Here is a 19,774-nt window from a genome sequence, read left to right as displayed (position 1 = left end):
CGACGCTGCGCCGGCCACGGGGGAAGAATGATTTATCAACCTTACCCGCTGGTTAAACGGGCGGCGACGGCGGCCTCGCGGGTGAACGGTCCGGGCGCCGCGAGGCTCATGGCGCGGGCGCGCTTCAGGCCCTCGGTGCCGAACCGCACCTTCACCGCCTCCTCCACCCAGCGCGTCTCCTGGGCGGCGCGCCGGGCGGCAAGGCGGGCGTGATCCCGGAGGTGCACGGCGTGGGCGGCGATGGCCTCGGCGAAGTCCGCCATGCCCTCGCCGGTGGCGGCGGAGAGGCGAATCACCGGCACGCGCCACTGCCCCTCGGCACCGCCCAGCGCCAGCGCGCCGCTCACGTCGGCGGCGGCACGGCGCGACATCTCCGCCATGTCCGCCTTGGTCACCACGATGACGTCGGGCAGTTCCATGACGCCCGCCTTCATGAATTGCAGGCTGTCGCCGGAGGCCGGCTGGATGCACAGCACCACGGTGTCGGCGATGAGGTCGATGTCCGCCTCGGACTGGCCGACGCCCACCGTCTCCACGATCACCAGGTCATAGACCGCGCGCAGGATGACGGCGGCGGCGACCGCGTCGTCGGACAGCCCGCCCAGCCGGTCGCGCGCGGCCATGGAGCGCACGAAGACGCCACGGTCCTCCGGGTCGGTCTGGATGCGCGCGCGGTCGCCGAGCAGGGCGCCGCCGGTGCGCCGGGAGGACGGGTCCACCGCCAGGACGGCCACCGTGCGCCCTTCGGCGCGGGCGCGCTGCACCAGCACGTTGGTGAGGGTGGACTTGCCCACGCCGGGCGGCCCGGTGAGGCCGAGCACCTGGGCGCGGGCATTGGCCGCCGCCTCGTCCAGCAGGGCCACCAGGGCCGGGCTGCCGCGCGCGGTCTCCACCGCGGCGAGGGCGGCGGCGACCGGGCGCTTGCCGCCGGCGCGCAGGTCCGCGAGGGAGGGAAGGGGAGGGCGCGCGCGCATCATGGCGCCAATCTAGAGCAGCACCGGCGAAAGAGAAGGGCGCGCGGCGGCGGGCGTCGGGCAAAGAAAAAGGCGTCGGCCTGAGCCGACGCCTTTCCACTGATCGGAACCGTGCGGGGGAACGAACCCGATCAATAGCTCACTGGCAGTACCCGCGCGACACACGCACCACCTGACCGTTCGGATAGCGGTAGAAGCAACGCCCGCCGCTCCAGAAATAATAGGCCGGCGGCTGCTGCCGCCGCCCGGTCTGCGACCCGATCACCGCGCCGGTGGCGCCGCCGATCACCGCACCGGCCGCAGCCCCTCCGGCCCTGCCGGTCACCGCGCCGCCGATCAGCGCGCCCGTGACCCCGCCGATGACCGCGCCGGGCACCGCGTTGTTCTGCGCCCGCGCGGCGCCCATCGCCGCGAAAACGCCCAACGCCAAGGCCGGAACCGCTACCCAGAGGACACGCTTACGCATCCAGACCCTCCACGCCGGCAGCCGCCGACGGCACTCAATTCCTCGTTCGATCTAACAAAACGAACATGAACGGCAGATGAGCATAGCCATGCTTTCAGCGCGTAGCAGGTACTATTTACACGCTTCGGCGGTATGCCGAGGTTGTATCAACCGGGCCGGCGCAGCTCTCCCACCGCCTCCGGGCCGCCTGCGGAAGGCGCCTTCCGGGCCGCCGGCGCGGGCCTCCGCCCGGTGCTTGCGCCGACCGCGGGGCTTGGGGCAGGGTGGGGTGGAATGGAGATGTCCGATGAGTGAGATCAACCCCTTCGGCGGTCGCGTGGTGCATCTGACGCCGGCCGAGGTCAAAGCCGGCCTCGATGACGGCAGCGTCATCCTGGTGGATGTGCGCGAGCCCAACGAGACCACGGCCGAGCGCATCCCCGGCTCGGTGCTGGCGCCGTTGCAGAGCTTCGACCCCGCCGCCTTGCCCGACCCCGCCGGCAAGCGGCTGGTGTTTTCCTGCCGCTCCGGGCAGCGCTCGCAGAAGGCGCTCGCCCTCGCCCAGGCGGCCGGGCTCGATTACGAGGAGCACATGCAGGGCGGCATCCTGGGCTGGAAGGCGGCGGGCTACGAGACCGAGGCGGGCTGAGCCGAGGCGAACTGAGCCTCACAGCCCGACGGCGGGCACGTCCATCAGCGGGAAGGTCAGCCGCACCGCCGCGCCCTGGTCGCGCGGCGGGAATTCCAGCGCCGCGCCCAGCTTGGCGGCCATGGCCCGGACGATGCGGTTGCCGAGGCCGCTGGCCGAGAGGGGCGCGCCCTCCGGCAGGCCGACGCCCTCGTCCTCCACCGTCAGCTCCACATGGCCGTCGGCGGAGATGAGCGTCACCCGCACCGGGCCCTTGGCGCCGGGATAGGCGTATTTCGAGGCGTTGATGACGAGTTCCGTGACGATGACGCCCAGCGCCACGGCGCGGTCGGGGTCGATCTCCAGCGGATCGATGTCGGTGGACAGCGCGATGCCCACCTCGCCGTGCTGGGCGGAGATCTGCAGATCGTCCAGCAGGGCGCCGAGATACTGGTCCACCGCCACCGTGGTCACCTGGTCGGAGGTGTAGAGGCGCCGGTGCACCTGGGCGACCGCGGAGACGCGGCCGCGCGCGTTGCTGAGCGCGGTCTGCACTTCCGCATTGTCCGTCGCCCCGGCCTGGAGGTGCAGCAGCGACATGATGATCTGCAACGAGTTGCCCACCCGGTGGTTCATCTCGCGCAGCAGCAGCGCCCGCTCGGCGGCGAGCGCCTCGAAGCGGTCGCGGGCGGCGCGGATCTCCGCCTCCGCCGCCTCGTGCGCCCGGCGCATCTTCACCTGCTCCAGCGCGGCGTCGATGGCCGAGCTGAGCAGCTCGATGAAGTCGCCCTGGACCTCCTTCACCACATAGTCGGAGGCGCCCGCCTTCAGCGCGGCGACGGCCACGCGGCTCTCCTGGGTGCCGGTGACATAGACCACGGGCGGCGGGTTCTGGAGGGTGCGGATGGCGGCGAGCGTCTCCAGCCCGTCCTGGCCGGGCATGTAATGGTCGAGCGCCACCACGTCGATGCCGCCCTCGCCGATGCGCGCCAGCCCGTCGGCGCCGCAGGTGGCGGTCTCGACCACGTAGCCGCGGCGGCCGAGCTGGCGCTGCACCAGCCGGCCGAGCCCCGGATCGTCGTCGATATAGAGCAGGCGGACCCCGGCGGCGGCCATGGGCTCGGTCTGCGATCCGTCCACGCGCGCCGCCTCGCCCATCACTTCGCCTCGGGCACCTGGATGACGGAGAAGAACAGTCCGAGCTGCCGGACCGCGTTGGAGAAGTTCTCGTAATTGACCGGCTTGGTCACATAGACGTTGGCGCCCAGATCATAGCAGCGCTGGATCTCCACCTTGTCGTCCGTGGTGGTGAGCACGACCACGGGCGAGCGCTTGAGGTGCTCGTTCTCCTTGATCCGCTTCAGGATGTTGACGCCGGTGGTGTCGGGCAGGTTGAGGTCGAGCAGCACGAGCAGCGCCTTGCCCGCATTCACCGCCCCGGTGCCGTCCGGGCCGAACAGATAGGCGATGGCGCTGGTGCCGTCGGTGAAGGGCAGGATCTCGTTCAGCACGCCGGCGCGGCGGATGTTCTTCTCGATCAGCCGTGCATGCCCGGCATCGTCCTCGATCATGATGATGGTTACATGCTCAGGCATCCCGTCCCCCATTCCCCTCGACCACCAGCCTGCGGGGCAGCGTGACCTTGAACACGGTGCCCACCCCCAGTTCCGATTCCAGCGTGATCCCCCCGCCCAGGCGCCGCACCAGCGTGCGCACGTGCGCGAGCCCGATGCCTTCCCCCGGCCGGTCCTGCGGGCCCGAGCGGCGGAACAGCTCGAACACCCGCACCCGGTCGCCGGGATCGATGCCGCGGCCGTTGTCCCGCACCAGATAAGTGACGTAGCCCACGGTTTCCCGGGCGGAAATCTCGATCAGCCCTGGTACATCAGGGCGCAGGTATTTGACAGCGTTGTCAATCAGGTTGGTGAAGATCTGCTCCAGCGCAAGCCGGTCGCTGATGAGCGGGGGTATCTGCGCGACCGTGACCTTGGCATTACGGTCCATCAACTGGTGAGCCATCGTCGCGGCGATGGCCTCCACCATCTCGGTCATGTTCACGGCCGTCGGCACGAACTCCTTGCGGCCCTGCCGGGAGAGTTCGAGGATGGCGTTGATCAGCCGGTCCATCTTGGTGATGGACGCCTTGATGAAGCCGAAGGCCTCCTCGAAATCCTTGTCCAGCACCTCGTCCTCGGAGGCGTCCTCCTCCCCGGCGCGCTCGCGCAGGCGGGCGAGGCGGTCGAACAGATCGGTGCGCAGGGCTTCGAGCTCGCTGGTGAAGCCCATGATGTTCACCAGCGGCGAGCGCAGGTCGTGGCTGACGATATAGGCGAAGCTCTGGATCTCGTTATTGGCTTCCTGCAAGTCGGCGGTGCGCTCCGCCACCCGCTGCTCCAGCACGAGGTTGGAAGTCTCCACCTCGCGATGCGCCTTGCGCAGGGCGTCGGAGCCGCGCTGGGTCAGCCGCAGCGCCACGGCGGCGATGACGATGATGGCGGTGACGCCGGCCAGATTGGTCACCAGCAGCCAGAGGTTGGAACTGCGCGAGGCGGACCAGCGCTCGTCCAGCAGGGCCTGCTCGGCCTGCTGCATCTGGCTGACCACGACGGTGATGTCGCGGGTCAGCTCCTCGCCGCGGTCGGTGCGCACCACGGCGAGCGCGCCCATGTCGTCGCCGCTGCGGCGCAGGGTGATGGTGTGGCGCAATTCATCCTGCTTGGCCTGGACCAGCACCGCGAGGCGGTCCGCCAGGGCGCGGCGGCGCTCGCTGGTGGCGGCGCCGGCGCGCACGTGCTGGAGCGCCATGGAGAGGTCGGCCATGGTGCCGTCGAAGGCGGACACGTAATTGCTGTCGCCGGTGAGCAGGAAGCCGCGCTGCGAGCTTTCCGCGCGCAGCAGCAGGCTCTGCACATTGGCGAGCGTGTTCTCCAGCAGCAGAGTCTGCGCCACGAGATCGCCGTCGTCGCGGGCGCGGTTCACCAGGAAGACCGACGTCACGCTGATGATGATCAGGACGGCGAAGCCGGCGGCCATGACGATGGCCTGGTTCAGCAGCGGCCGGGGCGCGGCGGGGAGCGTGGCCGCCGTCGATGCTGAGACCATCGATGCTGAGCCCGGCGATGCGGCGGCGTGTGATGTGGCGGCGGATGTCTCGGTCACGGCACGGGCTTCCGGATCGGGGACGGCGAAGCCGCGGCAGGAACAGGGATACGCACGCGCGCGCGAAAACGCGACGGCGAGCGGACCGCGCGCATATGGCGCGGACCGCGCCGCAGCCGGGGCACGCCACGCTCGTCCGCGCGCGCCACGCCTGACGGCGCCACGCGGCCTGAGACCTCTTGCTTCAAACCCGCCGCTCCCCGAGATCGCGCTTCTGGAGGGAAAAGCTTCGCTGAAGCTTGTAGGTTCCATGCCGACGCGCTTGGATGGGCAGGAAAGCACAGTTTTTTTGTTGGAGCACCATGCAAGGCCCCTCGCAAACCGCTTCGACCGCCGCCGGCGGTACCGTGCCGCCGCGGGATGAAGCCGCCGATTACGTCGCCCGGCACGGCTCTCCCGACGTGGTGGAGGTCCTGCTGCCGGACACCAGCGGGGTGCTGCGCGGTAAATGGGTGCCCGGCGCCACCATGGCGAAGATCTGGCGCGACGGCGTGCCCATGCCGCGCTCGCTGTTCGGCCTCGACATCTGGGGCCGGGAGGTGAACGCCACCGGCATCCATATCGAGACCGGCGACAAGGACGGCCTGTGCCGGCCGGTTCCCGGCACGCTGAAGCCGGTGCCCTGGTCGCCGCGCCCGGCGGCGCAGGTGCTGCTGACCATGCATCAGGACGACGGCAGCCCCTGGATGCTGGACCCGCGCCAGCAGCTGAAGCGGCAGGTGGAGCGGGCGGCCGCGCTCGGCTTCGTGCCCACCGTGGCGTTCGAGCTGGAATTCTATCTGCTGAAGCCGTGGGCGCCCGGCGAGGCGCCGGTGCCGGTGTTCCCCCATACCGGGGAGGCGCGGCAGAACATGTATTCCATGTCCGACCTCGATGCCTTCGCCGGCATCCTGCACGAGATGCGCGCCGCCGCCGCCGCCCAGGGCCTGCCCGCCGATACGGTGATTTCGGAGGCCGCGCCCGGCCAGTTCGAGATCAACCTCTACCATCGCCCCGACGCTCTGGCGGCCGCCGACGAGGCCATCCTGCTGCGCCGGCTGATCGATGGGGTGGCCCGCAAGCACGGGCTGCGCGCCACCTTCATGGCCAAGCCCTTCGCCGAATTCGCCGGCAACGGCATGCATGTGCACATCAGCCTCGGCGACGGCGCTGGCCAGAACGCCTTCGCCCGCCCGGACGGCGCGGGCGAGCGGCTCATCCGCCATGCCGCCGGTGGCCTGCTGGCCACGCTGAAGGACACGCTGCTGTTCTATGTGCCGAGCTATAACGGCTACCGCCGCCTGGTGCCGGCGAGCTATGCGCCCACCGGCATCTCCTGGGGGTTCGACAACCGCTCGGTGGCGGTGCGCGTGCCCAACGGGCCGCCCGCCGCGCGCCGGCTGGAGCACCGTATCTCCGGCGCGGAAGCCCATCCCCATCTCGTCATGGCCGGCATCCTCGCCGGCCTGCTGGAGGGGATCGAGCGCGAGATCGAGCCGCCGCCGCCGCTGAGCGGCAACGCCTTCGAGGGCGAGACGGAGCGCCTGTCCCCCTCCATGGCCGACGCGGTGGACGGCTTCCTCGCCTCCGACTTCATCGCCCGCACCTTCGGCACGGACTATCAGCGCATCTATGGGGTGATGAAGCGCGAGGAACTGGCCGCCTTCACCCGGGCGATCCTGCCGCTGGAATACGAGACCTATCTCTGAAGGCCGGCGCGGGCCCGGCCCGCGCCGCATGGCGACCCCGAAGACGGCTCCCGCCGCCGCGCCCGCTGTTGACCTTGCCCGCGCCGCCTCGCTAAATTGAGGTGCTATCATACGTCATCTGCGGTGGGGCATGTTTGACATCATGGGGCGCGGGCGCAATTGGCGCGCGGTTCTGCTGCGGCGCGCGGCCGGCATGGTCTTGGCCGGCGTGACCCTGGCAGGCTGGGGCTTTTTCCCGGCGGGCGCGGCATCCGCCGCCGGCTGGACCATGTATGACAGCTACAGCCAATCCTATTTCATCAGCTACCAGCGCGGCCTCGACGCGGTGGTGCAACATGGCGGCTCGCTCACCTTCGACGTGACCGTGAATGGGCACGTGCTCAACCCGACGATGGACACCGGTTCCACCGGCTTCGTGGTCTCCGCCAACCAACTGGGTCTCAATGCGGCGACCCTCACCGGCACGCCGGGCTGGGTGTTCTACAACAGCACCGGCCTGCTGGTGACGGGCTATTTCCGCACCGAGACGCTCACCTTCCAGAACGGCGTGGACGCGCACGGCGTCGCGACGACGGTGACGGCGACGCTGCCGATCCTGGTGGTGACCGAGGCGCAATGCCTCGGCGGCGGCGGCAACAGCGCCAATTGCGATGCGGCCGGGGCGAAGTTCAACACGCTGATGATGGGCGTGGGTTTCGACCGCAACACCATGGGCACCGGCACCGTGGACACGTCCAATGCCGCGACGGCGGTCGCCTTGCTCAACAGCGCGGCCGCGACGCCGCAGGCCTACAATCCCTTCCTCAACATCGACGGGACCAGCGCCAGCACCTATCGCAACGGCTACATCGTCACGCCCACGGGCGTCGTGCTCGGCCTGACCGGGGCCAATACCGCCGCCGGCTACAGCTATGCGCAGCTCACGCTGGGGCCGGCGCAGACCGGCACCACCTGGCAGGCGGTGCAGGCCACCGTGACCGTGGACAAGGCCAGCGGCACCGGCACGCTGCTGATGGACACCGGCGTCACCGACGCCTTCATCGGCCTGCCGAAGGGCAGCACGGTGGTGTCCTCCAACGGCACGCTGGTGACGCTGGTCATCGAGGGCGGCATCGCCACCTACAGCTTCCGCATCGGCGACATGTCTAACCCGCAGACGCCGGACGGCGTGAACGTCTACACCCAGAACGGCACGTTCGTGAATTCCAGCGTGCACACCTATGCCGGCTACAACGTGCTGTATGACGCCGACGGCGGCTTCATTGGTCTCGCGCTCAATTACTATCCGGGCAGCACGGCCCAGGTGACGCAGATGATCGCCGCCCAGGGAACGCTATCGCTGACGGCGGACTTCTCCACCGACCTGCCGGTGCTGCTGCTGGCCAACAGCACCGTCCTCACCAGTTCCACGGCCAATTTCAACGGCGACATCACCGGCATCGGCAGCCTGACCCTCAAGGGCGGGGTGATCTATCTGAACGGCCACCTCACGCAGTCCGGCGGGACGGTGGCGGCGCAGGGCGTCACCGTGCTCAACGGCACGCTGATCGGCTCGCTGAGCGTGCTCCAGGGCGCCACCTTCATCGACGCCAATGGCGGCTACAATGTTGCCGCCGGGCAGACGCTCATCAACCAGGGGACGTTCGCCGCCCCTGCGGGCGTGGGCGTGACCAATGCCGGCACGACGATCAACAGCGGCACGGTGGCCGCCAGCTTCACCAACACGGGCACCACCATCAACACCGGCGTGTTCAGCGGCAACGTCGCCAATAGCGGCCTCTTCACCAACAACGGCGCCGTCACCGGCGCGGTGGATAATTCCGGCATTCTCGGCGGCAACGGTGCGATGGGTTCCCTGGTGGTGCGGCCGGGCGGCACGGTTTCGCCGGGCAATTCCATCGGCGTGCAGACGGTGGCCGGCAACGCCACCTTCCAGCCGGGGTCCACGCTGCTAGTCGAACTGGGCGCGCCGGGCACCTCCGACCAGTTGGTCGTCGGCGGCACGCTCACCGCCGGCGGCGCGACGCTGGTGCCGGTGCTGGGCGCCGGCTTCACCGCCCGGCTCGGCGCCAGTTATCAGGTGATCACCGCCGGCAATATCGCTTCGGACTTCACAGTGGCCAGCCCGTTCTTCGGCACGGCGGGGGCCACCTATCCCTTTCTCGCCGGCACGATGGGCGGCACCGGAACGCTGACGCTGACCCGCAGCGCGGTCTCCTATGCCGCCTTCGCGCCGACCGCCAATGCGGCGGCGGCGGGACGTGCGGCGGACACGCTGCCCACCGCCAGCCCGCTGATGCAGAGCCTGGCGCTGATGGGAGGGGCGGCCGCGCCCGCCGCTCTCTCCAGCCTCACCGGCGAGATCTATGCCTCCGCTCAGAGCGTGCTCCAGGTGCAGTCCGCTTATGTGCGCGGCGCCGTGCTCGGCCGTCTGGAGCAGGCGGCCACCGGCACGCCGGGCACGGCGCAGACGGTGGCGCTGGATCGCGCCGGCACCACGCTGTGGGCGCAGGCCTATGGCGGCTGGGGCAGCACGGGGAGCGACGGCAACGCCTCCGCCGTCACCCGCTCCATCGGCGGCTTCCTCATCGGTCTCGATGGTTCCGTTTCCGACTGGCGGCTGGGCTTTGCCGGCGGCTTCAGCCAGTCCGACTTCAGCACCGACAGCCTGCCGGGCTCCGGTTCGAGCGACAACTACGACGTCGCGCTCTATGCCGGCCGCAGCTTCGGGGCGGACGCCTCCGGTGCCTTCAACCTGCGGGCGGGTGCGGCCTATGGCTGGCACGACCTGTCCGTGTCGCGCACGGTGATGGTGCCGGGGCAGGTGGCAGGCTATGGCGCGGGCTATTCCGCCGGTACGGCGCAGCTGTTCGGCGAGATCGGCTATGGCTGGAACGTGAAGGGGGCGGGCGTTCCGCTGACGCTGGAGCCGTTCGCGGGCCTCGCCTATACGGCGCTGGCCACCAACGGCTTCACCGAGACGGGCGCGGCGGCGCTCACCGCTCAGGACGCCCATTTCGACACGCTGAGCAGCACGCTGGGCCTCAAGGCGCGGGCGGTGATCGCGGCGGGTTCGGCGCTGCCGCTCACGCTGTCCGGCACCATCGGCTGGCAGCACGCCTTCGGCGACGTCACGCCCACCACGACGCTCGCCTTCACGGCCGGCTCGGCGCCCTTCACGGTGGCCGGCGCGCCGCTGGCGCAGGATGCCCTGGTGCTGGGCGCGGGCCTCGGCGCCCGCCTCAGCGACACGGTGGAGGTGAGCCTCGCCTATAACGGCCAACTGGCCTCCGGCTTCACCGAGACGGCGGTGAAGGGTGCGTTCTCCTGGCGCTTCTGATGACCGGCGCTTCTGAGGCATCCGGGCCGGTCCGTGCGGACCGGCCCCGTCTGCCCCCGATCAGCCCTTGGTGAACTGCCGGTAGTCCGGCTCGCGATGGAACCAGAATTCATAGCCCGACACGGCCTTCTGCATGGCGACGTCGTGCATCGGCTGGTTCAGCGGGAGGATCGGCACATCGGCCATGCACAAGGCGATGAAGGCCTTCACCGCCGCCGCGTATTCCGCCTTGTCGGCGCTGAAGCGGGCGGTGTCGATCAGCTTGTCCATCTCGGGGTTCTTGTAGGCCGAGATGTTGAAGATCGAATTGTTGCCGTGCAGGTTCCAGTAGAAATAGTATTCGGGGTAATCCAGCCAGCCGCTGAACCGATTGAGCGCCATGGGCAGCTCTTTCTTGTTCAGCGTGGTGCGCCAGTTGGCGCCGGGGATCTTCTCCACCGTGGCGCGGATGCCGATCTTGGCGAGGTTCTCCTGGATCAGCAGCGCGGTCGGCTCGCCTACGGTCGCCGTGCCCACGTCCAGCGACAGGGTGGTGTCGAGCCCGTTGGGAAAGCCCGCCTCCGCCAGAAGCGCCTTGGCCTTGTCGAGATCGGTGGTGAAGGGGAAGGGCTGCGGCCACACCGGCTCTGCCGGCGTGGCGCTTGACGCGCCATACATGGGCTTGGCCCTGCCGAAGAAGGCGTTGTCCTGGATCTGCTGGTAGGGCAGGGCCCATGCCACCGCCTGACGCAGCTTCACATTGTCGAACGGCGGCTTGGCGGTGTTGAGGGCGATGTACCAGAGGCAGTTGGGGATCGGCATCCCCACCACCTTGAGCTTGCCCTCCTTGATGAGCTGCTCGAAATCCTTGGGCGGGAAGCCGGCGGAGAGGTCCGCGTCGCCCCGTTCCAGCATGGCGCGGCGGGTGCCGGCGGAGGGCACGTCGCGGATGATGATGCGGCGGATCGCCGGCGCCTTGCCGTTCTTCCAGCCGTCGAAGCGGGTGAGGATGGTCTCGGTGCCGGGCTTCCAGCTTTCCACCTTGTAGGCGCCGCCGCCGGCGGTGTTCGACTTGAGCCAGACCATTGCCCAAGGATCGTCCGCCGTGGCGTTTTTCTGGGCCAGCGCCGAATTGAGGATGAAGGGCACCACCACGGCGACATTGAACAGCAGCAGTTTGTCCTTGCGCAGATAGTCGATGCGGAAGGTGTGGTCGTCGACCACCACGAACTGCTCCTTCTTCTCCAGCGAGCCGGCCGACATCTGGAAGGTGGGGAAGCCGCCGACGCTGACCGCGCGGTCGAACGACCATTTCACATCCTTCGCGGTGACCGGCGTGCCGTCGTGGAACACCGCGTCCTTGCGCAGATGGAAGGTGCAGGACATGCCGTCCGCCGCCTCCTCCCAGCGCTCGGCCAGCTCGGGCGCGAGGGTGGCGCGGTCATAGGACAGCGTGCCGTCCGGCAGCGTGGTCGCGGCATAGGTGAGCAGCCGGTCGTAGGTGTTCCAGGAGAGGCCGTTGACGGTCTGGTTGGAGCCGACGCCGTGCATGTCCAGGCTGTTGGGCCCCAGTTCCTGCACCACCAGCAGGGTGTCGTTGCGGTTCTGCGCGGAAGCCCCGCCGCCCAGGAGCATGGCGAGCCCGACCGTGCCCGTGCCCTTCAGGAGCGTTCTCCGGTCCATGGGCAGTTCCGCTGTCATGCCGTGTCCTCCAGATCCCCGCCGCCGGTGGCGGCGGTGCGCCTCCGGAGAAGCAAGTCCCATGCCCATGGGGGAGTGATCCGCGGCCGGCGGCGCCCCGGCGGGCGCTGCCTTGATTTCGATCAAAGCCGGCCGGTCGCGCGGGCTTAGCCTTCGCAGCGCTGCAATAAAGGGGGGATTTTGGCATGACGACAGAAGCGGCCTTCTTCATCGCCGGGGTGCTGGGATTGTTCATCCTGTTCGCCGGCGCGCTGGCCTGGGGCGAGATTCAGACGCGCAAGCCGCGCTGAGCCGTCCGGCGGCGGCCGGGCAGCGGCGGCCGATGATCCGGCTCTGTCAGGCGCTGGCGAAGGTGGCGAACGCCACCACCGCGCAGGCGGCGACCAGGAGGGCGCAGATCAGGCCGGCTTCCGGAAAGGGCGTGGCATGCGGACGCTCGATCATGGCGTCGAGGTTGCAGCCCTAAGCTTGTGCATGGCTGTGGCTGCACCGCGGCGGCCGGCGGGAGCGGCGGGGCCATCGGCGGGGCGGAAACGACAAGGGCCCGGCGTGCTGCGCCGGGCCCTTTGGCTTTGCATGGCCTGAGCGCGGGGCGCTCAGTTGTCCAGGAAGCTGCGCAGCTTGCGCGAGCGAGAAGGGTGCTTCAGCTGGCGCAGCGCCTTCGCCTCGATCTGGCGGATGCGCTCGCGGGTCACCGAGAACTGCTGACCCACTTCCTGGAAGCGTTAGCCGGTGAAGCGGACATTTGCTCAAGTGGCTATGGCTGCCATATGTTACCTATCAATGTGCCCATGGACCGAATGAGGAATAAATGCATGGCGCCCTTCAAAATGCAGGAACGCGACGTCGATCTTTTTATCCTTGAAGAACTCTATTCAGATACAGGATTTGCGAACTGGCTAGCCGCTCAGGTCGGTATTGATGGAGCTGATTTTTTGAAAGCTGAGCATTCTGTGTCAGCAAAAGTGAACGCAAAATGGGGTGAGACTGACGTTCTTGTCTATTTCGATAAGGCCGGAACGCGGATTGCGGTGCTGATCGAAGACAAGATCAGTGCACGTTTTGCCGATGCTCAGTGTGACAGGTATCACGAGCGAGCGAATGAGCTTGTGGGTGAGGGATTGGCTGCGGAATACAAGCTCGTCCTGATTGCGCCGAACACATACCTCTCAAGTGTTCCCAAGAGCGATACGTGGCATTGCCAGCTTGCAATTGATGACATTGCCTCATGGTTCGCGCAGAAAAATGGATCTCACGCCAACTGGCGTGCATCCGCTCTTCGCTCCTGCTTGGAGAATGTGAGTAAAATAACGTCTGCGTCCAAGATAGAGGTTAAGAGTTTCTCTGAAGATTTTTCAAACTTCCTAAGGGGTAATGCCCCCGAATTTAGTCACGATCCAACGGGAGATGCCTATGGCCTGTCTGTTAAATGGGCAGATAGGCCGACTGGCTTCTCAATATTTTGGAAGGTGAGTCAGGATCTGGTCGATCTTGAGATAATGGGAGATCATCGTAGTCGGATAGGGATCCTTAAAGACAAAGTGGGGCTGGTCGATCGTTCAAAGGCGAGCACGGGGATGCTCGGCATCCCCGTGAAAACGGCCTCGTGGGGGCAACCGCTCTCCGAGCAATTGGACGTGGTGAGCGAAGTCGTCGCCGCTTGCCAACGACTTCGCTTGATTGCCCTGGAGATTGCCGCGATGCCCTAGTTGTCCAGGAAGCTGCGCAGCTTGCGCGAGCGCGAGGGGTGCTTCAGCTTGCGCAGCGCCTTCGCTTCGATCTGGCGGATGCGCTCGCGGGTCACCGAGAACTGCTGGCCCACTTCCTCAAGGGTGTGGTCGGTGTTCATGCCGATGCCGAAGCGCATGCGCAGCACGCGCTCCTCGCGCGGCGTGAGCGAGGCGAGCACGCGGGTGGTGGTCTCGCGCAGGTTGCTCTGGATCGCCGCGTCGATGGGCAGGACCGCGTTCTTGTCCTCGATGAAGTCGCCCAGGTGGCTGTCTTCCTCGTCGCCGATGGGCGTTTCGAGGGAGATCGGCTCCTTGGCGATCTTCAGCACCTTGCGGACCTTCTCCAGCGGCATGCCGAGCTTCTCGGCCAGTTCCTCCGGGGTCGGCTCGCGGCCGATCTCATGCAGCATCTGGCGCGAGGTGCGCACGATCTTGTTGATCGTCTCGATCATGTGGACCGGGATGCGGATGGTCCGCGCCTGGTCGGCGATCGAGCGGGTGATGGCCTGCCGGATCCACCACGTGGCATAAGTGGAGAACTTGTAGCCGCGCCGGTACTCGAACTTGTCGACCGCCTTCATCAGGCCGATGTTGCCCTCCTGGATCAGGTCCAGGAACTGCAGGCCGCGGTTCGTGTACTTCTTGGCGATGGAGATGACGAGGCGCAGGTTGGCCTCCACCATTTCCTTCTTCGCCTGGCGGGCTTCCTTCTCGCCCTTCTGCACCATCTGCACGATCTTGCGGAACTCGGCGATCTCCAGCGCGGTCTCGGTGGCGAGAGCGTGGATGTCGCCGCGCAGCGTGTGGATGCCGTCCTTCTCGTGGGCGACGAAGTTCTTCCAGCCCTTGGAACCGAGCTTGGAGACCCGCAGCAGCCACTTCGGGTCGAGCTCATAGCCCTGGTACTGGCGCAGGAAGTCGTCGCGGGCGACGCCATAGCTCTCGGCGAGGCGCAGCAGCCGGCCTTCCAGGCCGACGAGGCGCTTATTGATCTCGTAGAGCTGCTCCACCAGCGCGTCGATGCGGGCCTGGTTGAGCGACAGCGACTTCACGTCGAGGACGAGGTCTTCCTTGAGCTTCTTCGCCTTGCGCTCCTGCGAGGGCGAGAGGGTCTCGTTCTTCAGCTTGGATTCGACATTCTGGTCCTGCAGGCGCCGCAGCTTCTTGTAGCTGTCGGCGATGCGATCGAACGTCTCCACCACCTTCGGCTTGATCTCGGTCTCCATGGCGGCGAGCGACAGGGAGTTCTCCATGTCGTCTTCGTCGTCGCTGGGAGAGGCGCCGTCGCCGAGAATGCCATCCTCGCCCGCCTCGGGGGCAAGCGCAGTCTCGCCTTCGATCACCGGGGCGTTCTTGCCCTCGGGGCCGGCATAGGTGGCTTCCAGATCGATGATGTCGCGCAGCAGCACGCGGCCTTCGGTCAATTCATCGCGCCAGATGATGATGGCCTGGAAGGTCAGCGGGCTCTCGCACAGGCCGGCGATCATCGCCTCGCGGCCGGCCTCGATGCGCTTGGCGATGGCGATTTCGCCCTCGCGGGACAGCAGCTCGACGCTGCCCATCTCGCGCAGATACATGCGCACGGGGTCGTCGGTGCGCTCGCCGGGCTCGGACTTGGTCTCGGAGCGGATGACCGCGCGCGGCGTGGGCTCGGCCAGCTCGCCGCCCTCCGCCTCTTCCGGCTCCTCCGCCGCCTCGCCTTCCTCGCTCGCCTCTTCCGCCTCGGCCTCTTCGGCCTCGATGACGTTGATGCCCATGTCGTTGAGCATGGCGAGGGTGTCCTCGATCTGCTCGGAGGTCACCTCCTCGGAGGGCATCACTTCGTTGAGCTGCTCGTAGGTCACGTAGCCACGGCGCTTGGCATTCTTGATCATCTTCCGGACAGCCGCGTCCGAAAGGTCGAGCAACGGCCCGTCGGGGGCGTCGACTTCCTTCTCCGGAGCTTCGGTCGTCTCGGTGGCCTGCTTCGCCATGGACATCTCCTGCACATCGCCGCCCTGCGGCGAGAAGGCGGCGCGCCGCCCTGGCGCTCCCACCTGATCCCAACTCAACGCGGGCCACCGTAAGGCGATCCCGTTAAACCAGCCTGAAGGCCGCTCCAACCCCAAAAGGGCCGTAAAACGCCCGGCAACCCTTCAAAAAGCGCAGGGCAGCTAACCGGACCGGGATGACCCGCGCCCGGATGCTGCGCCAAACCCCTCCACCAGCGCTTCGGTCCCCTCGGCCGCCGACAGGCGTTCCCGCACGTCGCGCAGCCAAGCGAAGTTGGCATCGCTCGGGTCGTCCCCAAGAGACCGTTCCGCTTCCCGTAATTCTCTAGATAGCGTGTAAGCCTTGCGATGCAAGGCCGAGCGCTGCAACCACCACAACCGGACATCCTCCCGCCCGGCATCGGGATAGACTGGCCAGTCCATCTTGGTATTGGCCAGGGCGCGCACGCGTTGCGCGAGCCCGTTCAATTCGTCGCGCGAAAGATGTGCTCCGACGGTCTCGCCGTCATCGGCGCCGTCGAGATGGGCTTCCAGCAGGGCCCGCCGGAGCCGGTCCGCCTCCTTGTTGGCAAAGGGCAGATCGGAGACATCCTCGGCATATTCGTCCATCAGCCAGGGGTGGCTGAGCAGGCAGAACAGCAGCAGGGCCTCGTTGCGCGGCAGGCTGGCGAGCGGCCCGCGCACCACGGCGCTGCGAGCGATCTCCCCCCCGGTCATCAGCGGCGGCTCGCGCCCGGACCGTGCGTCGCGCCCGCCTCGGCCGGAGCCGCGGTTGAAGCCGCCGGGCGCCGCCGCCCAGCCGCCGCCCTCGAATCGGCGGGGGCGGGCGTCCCCGGCGGGCGCGAGCAGGCGCTTCAGGCGCTCGTGGAGGTCCTGCTTGTAATGGCGGCGGACATTCTCGTCCTGGATGGCGGCCACCGCCTCGCCGATGCGCGCCTCCAGTGCGGCCCGGCGCTCCGGCGTCTCCAGGTTGACGCCCTCGGTTTCCCGCGCCCACAGCATGGCGGCCAGGGGCTGGGCCTGCGTCAGCACCGCTTCCATGGCCTCGCGCCCGCCGGAACGGATGAGGTCGTCCGGGTCCTGACCGTCCGGCAGGGTGCCGAAGGACAGGCTCTTGCCCGGCTTGATGTGCGGCAGCGCCAGCCCGATGGCGCGGAAGGCGGCGCGCCGCCCGGCCTTGTCGCCGTCGAACAGCAGCAGCGGCTCGTCGGCCATCCGCCAGAGCAGTTGCAACTGCTCCTCGGTCAGCGCGGTGCCGAGCGGGGCGACCGCGCCCTCGAAGCCCGCCTCCACCAGGGCGATGACGTCCACATAGCCTTCCACGGCGATGAGCGGGGCGCCCTTCTGGGTGGCGGCGCGGGCGGCATAGGCATTGTAGAGCAGCGAGCCCTTGTGGAAGAGCGTGGTTTCCGGCGAGTTCAGGTATTTGGCCGGAACGTCCTTCTCCAGCGCTCGCCCGCCGAAGGCCACCACGCGCCCCTTGAGGTCGGTGATGGGGAACATCACCCGGTCGCGGAAGCGGTCGTAGGGGACGGGAATATCGTCGCCGGCGATCAGCATGCCGGTCTCGATCAGGTCGGAGACCGGCACGCCCGCCTTGCCCAGGGCCTCCTTGAGGCCGAAGCGGTCGCCCGGCGCGTAGCCCAGACGGAATTTCTTCTGGGTCGATGGGCCGAGGCCCCGGTCGGCCAGATAGCCGCGGGCCTTGGCGCCGCCGCGCGCCTGCAATTGCGATTCGAAATAGGCGGAAGCGAGTTCCATCACCTCGTGCAGGCCGCGCCGGCGGGCCTCCTTGGCGGCGACCTCCGGCGTCACGTCCGGCAGCTGGAGGCCGGCCATGGCGGCAAGGCGTTCCACCGCCTCGCCGAACGGCAGGCCCTCCGTTTCCATCAGGAAATCAAACACGTCGCCGTGCTTGCCGGAGGAGAAGCAGTGGTAGAAGCCCTTCTGGTCGTTGACGAAGAAGGACGGCGTCTTCTCCGCATTGAAGGGCGAGAGGCCGGCGAACTCGCGGCCCTGCTTGCGGAGCTTGACCCGCCGCCCGACCACGTCCGACACCGGCACCCGGGTTCGGATCTCATCGAGGAAGGAAGGCGGGAAGCGCATGCCGGCTGCTCTTGGGTCCACACGCGGCTGCGGGAGGCTCAGCCGGATAACCTAACGCGGGCGAAAAGCAAACGCGCCCCGGCCGAACAGGCCGAGACGCCGATGCCGGGCCGCTGCCCGCTATCCCCGTTATTCACTGCGGGTCTTCACGCCGCCGTCAAGGCGTCCTTGACCCAGGCGGAGGCCTTGCCGAAGTCGATGGCGCCGGCGTGGCGCTCCTTCAGCACCGCCATCACCCGGCCCATGTCCTTGATGCCCTTGGCCTCGATCTCGGCGACCACCTTGGCGATGGCCGCGCGGGTGTCCTCTTCCGAGAGCTGCTTGGGCAGGAAGTCCAGGATGACCTTGATCTCGTCCCGCTCCTGGGCGGCAAGCTCCGGGCGGCCGTTGTCGGCATAGATTTTCGCGCTTTCCTCGCGCTGCTTGACCATCTTGGCCAGCAAAGCGCGCAGGTCATCGTCGGAAATGGGGTCCTTGCCGAGGCCGCGGGCGTCGATGTCCCGGTCCTTCAGCGCGGCATTGATGAGCCGCAGGGTGGAGGTGCGGCACTTGTCCTGGGCCTTCAGCGACTCTTTGAGCGCTGTATTGATCTCGTCACGCAGCACGGCGTCCTCTTAAATTTTGCATGCGCAGGGGAGCCGGGCTCGGCTCCGCTCAGAGCGCAGATCTGGGGTATGAGCGCGGCCCCTTGTCACCAGCGGCATCCTCAGGTAGCCGGGGCGTCAGCGCATAAATTCGCGCGCATGGCTGGCAACGCCGCGCGCGACCCCTTATTTAGGCGATCCATGACGCAGGAACAAGACGCAGCCGCCACCGGCGCCGCTGAGGGCTGGACCGAGCCGAAGCCGACCGCGCTTCTGGTTCTCGCTGACGGCACCGTGCTCGAAGGTTTCGGGTTCGGCGCGGCCACCGAGGGCGTGGGAGAGGTGTGCTTCAACACCGCCATCACCGGCTATGAGGAAATCCTCACCGATCCCTCCTATGCCGGGCAGATCGTGACCTTCACCTTCCCGCACATCGGGAACGTGGGCACCAACGAGGAGGACATCGAGACGGTGTCCGCCGCCGCCGTGTCCGGCGTGCGCGGCGTGGTGGTGCGCGGCGCGGTCACCGACCCGTCCAACTACCGGGCCACCCGCCATCTCGACCAGTGGCTGAAGGCGCGGGACATCCCCGCCATCAGCGGCATCGACACCCGCGCGCTCACCGCGCTGATCCGCGAGGGCGGCATGCCCAACGCGGTGCTCGCCCACAATCCCGACGGCGTCTTCGACCTGCCGGCCCTGAAGGCCAAGGCCAGGGAATGGCCGGGCCTCGTGGGCATGGACCTTGTGCCCGGCGTCACCTCGGCCCAGCGCTTCAACTGGGATGAGACCGAGTGGACGTGGCCCGAGGGCTACGGCCGCGAGGGCGCGCCCAGGTTCCATGTGGTGGCCATCGACTATGGCGTGAAGCGCAACATCCTGCGCCTGCTCGCCACCGCCGGCTGCAAGGTGACGGTGGTGCCCGCCACCACGACCGCGGACGAGGTGATGGCGCTGAAGCCGGACGGCGTGTTCCTCTCCAACGGCCCCGGCGACCCGGCGGCGACGGGAGAATATGCGGTGCCGGTGATCCGCGAGCTGATCGCCAAGGAGATCCCGACCTTCGGCATCTGCCTCGGCCACCAGATGATCGGCCTGGCGGTCGGCGGCCGCACCCTGAAGATGCACCAGGGCCACCACGGGGCGAACCACCCGGTGAAGGACCTGACCACGGGCAAGGTGGAGATCACCTCCATGAACCACGGCTTTGCGGTGGACCGCGAGAACCTGCCGGCCAATGCCCAGGAGACCCACGTCTCCCTGTTCGACGGCTCCAACGCCGGCATCGCGCTCAGCGACAAGCCGGTGTTCTCGGTGCAGTACCACCCCGAGGCGAGCCCGGGCCCGCGCGACAGCCACTATCTGTTCCAGCGCTTCGTGGACCTGATGGCCAGGCACAAGACGGCGGCCTGAGCCGCCGCGTGCGCCCTTGAGAAAAGAAAAGCGCCC

14 protein-coding genes and 1 pseudogene are annotated in these 19,774 nt (G+C 68.0%); 5 read left to right on the top strand and 10 right to left on the bottom strand.

From position 1 onward, the window contains the following. Window positions 1-41: 41 nt before the first annotated feature. Window positions 42-977: an ArgK/MeaB family GTPase gene (locus YU1_RS0116165; protein WP_245263355.1), complete on the bottom strand. Its 936-nt coding sequence runs from the start codon at window positions 975-977 to the stop codon at window positions 42-44. Window positions 978-1,113: 136 nt separating this feature from the next. After that, window positions 1,114-1,440, bottom strand: coding sequence for a glycine zipper domain-containing protein (locus YU1_RS0116160; protein WP_035715577.1), 327 nt, complete (start codon window positions 1,438-1,440; stop codon window positions 1,114-1,116). Between the two features lie 286 nt (window positions 1,441-1,726). Between YU1_RS0116160 and YU1_RS0116155 the strand changes: the two genes are divergently transcribed. Further along, the gene (locus YU1_RS0116155; RefSeq protein ID WP_029004954.1) at window positions 1,727-2,068 is read left to right on the top strand and encodes a rhodanese-like domain-containing protein; all 342 of its coding nucleotides are present in this window, start codon (window positions 1,727-1,729) and stop codon (window positions 2,066-2,068) included. Between the two features lie 18 nt (window positions 2,069-2,086). Here the strand turns inward: YU1_RS0116155 and YU1_RS0116150 are convergent, their stop codons facing one another. From YU1_RS0116150 to YU1_RS29820, 3 genes are read right to left on the bottom strand one after another with little or no spacing between them, the layout of a single operon-like run. Continuing rightward, entirely contained in the window at window positions 2,087-3,187 is a 1,101-nt protein-coding gene (locus YU1_RS0116150) for a response regulator (protein ID WP_245263354.1), read from the bottom strand. 17 nt (window positions 3,188-3,204) lie between these two features. After that, window positions 3,205-3,642 (bottom strand): response regulator, encoded by a 438-nt coding sequence (locus tag YU1_RS0116145; protein WP_029004952.1) that lies wholly within the window; start codon window positions 3,640-3,642, stop codon window positions 3,205-3,207. After that, entirely contained in the window at window positions 3,635-5,149 is a 1,515-nt protein-coding gene (locus YU1_RS29820; RefSeq protein ID WP_051356938.1) for a sensor histidine kinase, read from the bottom strand. The genes YU1_RS0116145 and YU1_RS29820 overlap by 8 nt, the downstream gene beginning before the upstream one ends. Before the next feature lie 359 nt (window positions 5,150-5,508). Here YU1_RS29820 and YU1_RS0116135 point away from each other — a divergent pair, with 359 nt between their 5' ends. Together YU1_RS0116135 and YU1_RS32080 are read left to right on the top strand one after the other, a co-directional pair. Then, a complete protein-coding gene (locus tag YU1_RS0116135; RefSeq protein WP_029004951.1) occupies window positions 5,509-6,894 on the top strand; it encodes a glutamine synthetase family protein in 1,386 nt (461 codons plus the stop codon). A gap of 130 nt (window positions 6,895-7,024) precedes the next feature. Continuing rightward, window positions 7,025-10,234 carry an autotransporter outer membrane beta-barrel domain-containing protein gene (locus tag YU1_RS32080; RefSeq protein WP_051356937.1) on the top strand — a complete coding sequence of 1,070 codons (3,210 nt, stop codon included), beginning with the start codon at window positions 7,025-7,027 and terminating at the stop codon, window positions 10,232-10,234. 60 nt (window positions 10,235-10,294) lie between these two features. On the opposite strand, the gene YU1_RS0116125 is transcribed toward YU1_RS32080, so the two are convergent. Next, complete coding sequence (locus YU1_RS0116125; protein WP_029004950.1) at window positions 10,295-11,914, bottom strand: ABC transporter substrate-binding protein; 1,620 nt, start codon at window positions 11,912-11,914, stop codon at window positions 10,295-10,297. A 596-nt stretch (window positions 11,915-12,510) separates the two neighbouring features. Next, window positions 12,511-12,633, bottom strand: a pseudogene (locus tag YU1_RS32750) (sigma factor-like helix-turn-helix DNA-binding protein); the annotation flags it as partial. A gap of 96 nt (window positions 12,634-12,729) precedes the next feature. Between YU1_RS32750 and YU1_RS33520 the strand changes: the two are divergent. Further along, window positions 12,730-13,623, top strand: a complete 894-nt coding sequence (locus tag YU1_RS33520; RefSeq protein WP_198018952.1) for a PDDEXK-like family protein — start codon at window positions 12,730-12,732, stop codon at window positions 13,621-13,623. Here the strand turns inward: YU1_RS33520 and rpoD are convergent. The 3 genes from rpoD to YU1_RS0116090 form a co-directional block, all read right to left on the bottom strand. After that, window positions 13,620-15,617, bottom strand: a complete 1,998-nt coding sequence (gene rpoD, locus YU1_RS0116100) for an RNA polymerase sigma factor RpoD (RefSeq protein ID WP_029004949.1) — start codon at window positions 15,615-15,617, stop codon at window positions 13,620-13,622. The two genes, YU1_RS33520 and rpoD, sit on opposite strands and share 4 nt — an antisense overlap. A gap of 180 nt (window positions 15,618-15,797) precedes the next feature. Next, on the bottom strand, window positions 15,798-17,741 hold the full coding sequence (dnaG, locus tag YU1_RS0116095; RefSeq protein WP_029004948.1) for a DNA primase: 1,944 nt from the start codon (window positions 17,739-17,741) through the stop codon (window positions 15,798-15,800). A gap of 146 nt (window positions 17,742-17,887) precedes the next feature. Then, window positions 17,888-18,346: a GatB/YqeY domain-containing protein gene (locus YU1_RS0116090; RefSeq protein ID WP_029004947.1), complete on the bottom strand. Its 459-nt coding sequence runs from the start codon at window positions 18,344-18,346 to the stop codon at window positions 17,888-17,890. 180 nt (window positions 18,347-18,526) lie between these two features. On the opposite strand from YU1_RS0116090, the gene carA reads away from it, so the two are divergent. Then, window positions 18,527-19,738 carry a glutamine-hydrolyzing carbamoyl-phosphate synthase small subunit gene (gene carA / locus YU1_RS0116085; RefSeq protein WP_029004946.1) on the top strand — a complete coding sequence of 404 codons (1,212 nt, stop codon included), beginning with the start codon at window positions 18,527-18,529 and terminating at the stop codon, window positions 19,736-19,738. Window positions 19,739-19,774: the final 36 nt, after the last annotated feature.

It is taken from the genome of Azorhizobium doebereinerae UFLA1-100 (genome assembly GCF_000473085.1).
Lineage (GTDB): Bacteria > Pseudomonadota > Alphaproteobacteria > Rhizobiales > Xanthobacteraceae > Azorhizobium > Azorhizobium doebereinerae.
The sequence above is the reverse complement of the archived record's forward strand: the minus strand, read 5'-3'. Positions and strand labels throughout refer to the sequence as shown.